The sequence below is a fragment of the Enterobacter wuhouensis genome (assembly GCF_004331265.1).
Classification (GTDB): Bacteria; Pseudomonadota; Gammaproteobacteria; order Enterobacterales; family Enterobacteriaceae; genus Enterobacter; species Enterobacter wuhouensis.
This window is the reverse complement of the sequence record NZ_SJOO01000046.1, coordinates 1-207: the sequence shown is the minus strand read 5'-3', so window position 1 is coordinate 207 and position 207 is coordinate 1. Positions and strand designations below refer to the sequence as shown.

Sequence of the window (207 nt, the reverse complement as noted above, 5' to 3'; positions counted from 1 at the left end):
TGTAGAGAAGCAAGACGGCTGCGAAGTCGAGACACTCCGTGTCCCCTTCGTCTAGCGGTTAGGACTCCGCCCTTTCACGGCGGCAACAGGGGTTCGAATCCCCTAGGGGACGCCACTTGCTGGGTGTGAGTGAAAGACACAGCCAACCGATATCTCAAAACTAACTCGGTGAGTTACGTTTGAGATATTTGCTCTTTAAAAATCTGG

Annotated in this window: 1 tRNA gene; it reads left to right on the top strand. The window is 52.2% G+C overall.

The window, feature by feature from the left end:
- The first annotated feature begins 40 nt into the window (after positions 1 to 40).
- Positions 41 to 115 (top strand) — tRNA-Glu (locus E0L20_RS23825).
- Positions 116 to 207: the final 92 nt, after the last annotated feature.